This is a genomic window from Sphingomonas bacterium, from assembly GCF_903643035.1.
Classification (GTDB): domain Bacteria; phylum Pseudomonadota; class Alphaproteobacteria; order Sphingomonadales; family Sphingomonadaceae; genus Sphingomonas.
On record NZ_CAHJWW010000259.1, the window covers coordinates 1 to 3,928 of the forward strand.

The following is a 3,928-nucleotide window of genomic DNA, read 5'->3' on the forward strand; positions in this document are numbered from 1 at the left end:
GATCGGCGCGCACGGCGGCGAGCCGGGCGGCGTCTGCGGCGGTCCAGTGGTCGCCCTGCGCCCCCTTCCAGCCATCGAGGTCCCAGCCGTCCAGCGCGGCGAGCACCGGCCCCGTGCGGTCCGCGACGCCCAACGCGACGAACACCCAGCTACCCTCCTTGCGCCGCTCTGCGAGACCGGCGTCGACCAGGATCTTGACGTGACGCGACACGCGCGGCTGGCTCTGCCCCAGCACCTGGGCGAGTTCCCCGACCGACAGCTCCATCGTACGCAGCAGCGCGAGGATGCGCAGGCGGGTCGCATCGGCCAGGGCACGGAAGATATCGAGCGCGGTCGCCATGACATCACCGTATAAAGATATCTTTATATGACGTCAATCGGTCCGGTGATCGGGACGGGCGGGAGCGAAGCGGCGGGAACCGCGTTGCCCCCTGCGTCCCGGTCGTCATCATCGATCGCCGTCAGTCCACCAGCCAAGGAACGATCCATGCGCCTGTCGCCCATCGCCGCCGCCCTTTCCCTTCTGGCGCTCGCCGGATGCAGCCAGAAGTCGAAGGACGACACCAGCCAGGCGGCGGACAGCATCGCCGCCGACGCGAACACGACCATGTCGCGGGCCGTCAACAGCGTCGACGCGGCCAGCGACAAGGCGTTCGGCAGCGCGCAGCAATCGATGAGCAATGCCGCAGGCAGCATGACCGACGGCGGCAACACGCTCGATCGCGCCGGCGACTCGCTCGACCGCGCGGGCGGTGCGATCGGCAACGCCGCCGATCGGGCCAGCCATGCCACTGGCCGCGCGCTGAAGAAGGCCGGCGACAAGCTCGACCAGTGACGTCGGCAGTGACGGCGGCAGTGAAGCCGGCAGTGACGGCGGCCCGCGTCCGCTCCATCGTCGCGCTGGCGTTCCTGCCCACGGCGATTGGCGCGGCGGGGGGATTGGGCGGTTGTACCCACAGGGCCGACGACCCCGCCGCATTGAGCGCGGACGAACAGGCCCAGCTCAACGACGCGGCCGCGCTGCTCGACGCGAACGGCGCATCGGCCAATGTCGTGGATCCCGATGTCCCGGACAATACGGAGGATGCCTCTTGACCCCTGCCCCGATCCGCCGCCTCGGCAGCTCCGGCCTGTCGATCGCGCCGCTCGTCCTTGGCGGCAACGTCTTCGGCTGGACCGCCGACCGGGCCGCCAGCTTCGCCGTCCTGGATGCGTTCGTCGCCGGCGGTGGAACGATGATCGACACGGCCGACGTCTATTCCGCCTGGGCGCCGGGCAACCGGGGCGGCGAGTCGGAGACGATCGTCGGCGAATGGCTGAGGACGAGCGGCAAGCGCGATCGGGTGCTGATCGCGACCAAGGTCGGATTGCTGCCCGGGGATGGCGGCGAGAAACTGGAACCGGCACGGATCGCCGCCGCCTGCGATGCGTCGCTGCGGCGGCTCGGCACCGACCGGATCGACCTGTATTTCGCGCATCGCGACGACCCGCACACGCCGCTCGCCGACACGCTCGGCGCGTTCGGCCGACTGGTGAAGGCCGGCAAGGTGCGCGCGATCGGGGCCTCGAACTACGACGTCGCGCGGTTGAGGGAGGCGCGCGCGTTGTCGGACGCGCACGGCTTGCCGCGTTTCGACGTGTTGCAGCCCGAATACAATCTCGTCAGCCGCGGGTTCGAGGATGCGGAGCGCGACTTCTGCGTTGCCGGGGATGTCGGCGTGGTCACTTATTCCAGCATCGCCGCCGGCTTTCTCACGGGCAAATACCGGACGCGTGACGACCTGGAGCGGAGCGTTCGCGGCGGCCGGATGGGCAAGGTGTTCGACGGCAAGGGGCCGGCGGTGCTGGCGGCGATGGACGACGTGGCGGACGCGACCGGCGCCACGCTCGCGCAGATCGCGCTGGCATGGCTGCTGGCCAAGCCGGGCGTCACCGCGCCGATCGCCAGCGCCACCGGCACGGGCCAGCTCGACGATCTGCTGGGCGCGATGACGCTGACGCTGGGCGCGGACCAGGTCGCGGCGCTCGACGCGTCCGGCGCCTGACCTCGCCGCATGGCTGAGCACAAGCCGGAGTCCACGCTCGTGCTGGTTGCCGCCCTGGGCTCGAACCTGGGCATCGCGGCGGCCAAGTTCGTCGCCGCCGCGCTGTCGGGGTCGTCCTCGATGCTGACGGAGGGCGTCCACTCGGTGGTGGACAGCGTCAACCAGTTGCTGCTGCTGTGGGGCGGGCACCGGGCGCGCCGCCCGCCCGACCAGTTCCACCCGTTCGGCTATGCGCGCGAGCTGTATTTCTGGGCGTTCGTGGTCGCGATCCTGATCTTCGGGATCGGCGCGCTGGTGTCGGCGTTCGAGGGCTGGCGTCACATCGCGCATCCCGAGCCGCTGCAGGACGCGAGGCTGAACTACATCGTGCTGGGCGTGTCCGCGCTGCTGGAGGGTACGTCGTGGACCGTCGCGATACGGGCGCTCGGGCGCGATAAGGGGCCAGTCGGCTGGTGGCAGGCGATCCGGCAGTCGAAGGACCCGGCGACGTTCATCGTCGTGTTCGAGGATTCGGCCGCGCTGGTCGGCCTGCTCATCGCCGGGATCGGCGTCTGGGCGTCGCACCATTGGAGCGATCCGCGCCTCGACGGGATCGCATCGATCGTCATCGGCGGGGTGCTGGGCGGCGTCGCGCTGCTGCTGGCGCGCGAGGCCAAGGGGCTGCTGATCGGCGAGCGAGCGGACCCGGTGGTGATCGCCGCGATCAGGGACATCGTGGCCGCCCACCCCCAGGTGGCGCAGGTCAACCATGTCCGCACGATCCACACCGGCCCGTCGTCGGTGTTCGCGGCGATCAGCGCGGACTTCGACGACAGGCTGACGATGGGCGAGGCGGAGCGGCTGATCGAGCGGATGGAAGCCGAGCTCAAGCGGGCCGAGCCGATGTTGTCGTCGATCTACATCCGTCCCGAACGGCACGAGGATGCGGCGACGCTGGTGTCGCCGACGGACCCTGAACCGGGCTGATCGGCCGGCTTCCGATACCCGTTGGATTACTATACCATCGGGTTATGATCGTTGCACGCTTCCCCGCCCGCCCGTTCGTGCGGGCAGTCCTCGCGCTGGTCCTGTGGCTCGGGATCGCGCTGCCCGCCTCCGCCGCGGTGACGATCACCTTCTGGAGCCACGAGTTCGGGAACAACTTCCCGCACGCGTTCATCACCATGCGCGGCCACCCCGACCGGGGCGGGGCGCCGGTCGACATGAACATCGGCTTCACCGCGCGACACGTCAGCCCCGCGATCCTGTTCGGATCGGTCGCGGGCATGCTGGAACCCGCGGACATCAACTACATGAAGGGCAGCGACGCGCATTTCTCGGTGGCGATGACCGACGATCAGTATCTCGCGGTGCTGAAGCTGCTCGACGAATGGGGACCAGGTGGTAACCAGCGATACGACATGAACAAGCGCAACTGCGTGACCTTCGTGAAGATCGCGGCCGAGCGGCTGGGGCTGGCGGGCACCGACCAGCCCGGTCTGATGAAGCGCCCGCGGTCCTATCTGGTCGCGGTGGAGGCCGCCAACGCCGGTCGCGTGGCGACGGTCGACCTGCACGGCAAGCAGTATATCGCCGGCCTGACGCCGATCCCGGGTCTCGATCCCGAACTGCCCGTCTTGACCGCGACGGGCGCCATCGCCCCCGCGCTGGCCTTCACCGACACGCACCCGGCGGCTGCCCCGACGGCGGTCATCACCGCCAAATCGATGGAGACGGGCCGGCAGGGGCGCGCGGACACGGCCGCCGAGCCCGCGGCCGGCGGCACAGTTGCCGGCCTCCCTGAGCACATCGAGACGGCTCCGACGAACTAGCACTACTTTGGCAGAGTGAAGGAACTGGGTGGAATCGCGGATGATTCTGGTGGCATGAAGTTGCTGACCGGG

Annotated in this window: 6 protein-coding genes; 5 read left to right on the forward strand and 1 reads right to left on the reverse strand. The window is 69.6% G+C overall.

Features of this window, described 5'->3' with window-relative positions; translation table 11 throughout:
- Positions 1 to 340, reverse strand: a 340-nt coding sequence (locus HUV01_RS13365; protein WP_174298717.1) for an ArsR/SmtB family transcription factor, incomplete at its 3' end; no start/stop codon positions are given.
- A gap of 147 nt (positions 341 to 487) precedes the next feature.
- Between HUV01_RS13365 and HUV01_RS13370 the strand changes: the two genes are divergently transcribed.
- From HUV01_RS13370 to HUV01_RS13390, 5 genes are read left to right on the forward strand one after another with little or no spacing between them, the layout of a single operon-like run.
- Complete coding sequence (locus HUV01_RS13370; RefSeq protein WP_174298718.1) at positions 488 to 835, forward strand: hypothetical protein; 348 nt, start codon at positions 488 to 490, stop codon at positions 833 to 835.
- 20 nt (positions 836 to 855) lie between these two features.
- Positions 856 to 1,095 (forward strand): hypothetical protein, encoded by a 240-nt coding sequence (locus HUV01_RS13375; RefSeq protein ID WP_217431009.1) that lies wholly within the window; start codon positions 856 to 858, stop codon positions 1,093 to 1,095.
- Positions 1,092 to 2,045, forward strand: a complete 954-nt coding sequence (locus HUV01_RS13380) for an aldo/keto reductase (RefSeq protein ID WP_174298720.1) — start codon at positions 1,092 to 1,094, stop codon at positions 2,043 to 2,045. The genes HUV01_RS13375 and HUV01_RS13380 overlap by 4 nt, the downstream gene beginning before the upstream one ends.
- 9 nt (positions 2,046 to 2,054) lie before the next feature.
- Positions 2,055 to 3,011 (forward strand): cation diffusion facilitator family transporter, encoded by a 957-nt coding sequence (locus HUV01_RS13385; protein ID WP_174298721.1) that lies wholly within the window; start codon positions 2,055 to 2,057, stop codon positions 3,009 to 3,011.
- Positions 3,012 to 3,055: 44 nt separating this feature from the next.
- Positions 3,056 to 3,856: a hypothetical protein gene (locus HUV01_RS13390; RefSeq protein ID WP_174298722.1), complete on the forward strand. Its 801-nt coding sequence runs from the start codon at positions 3,056 to 3,058 to the stop codon at positions 3,854 to 3,856.
- The last annotated feature ends 72 nt before the right edge of the window (positions 3,857 to 3,928 follow it).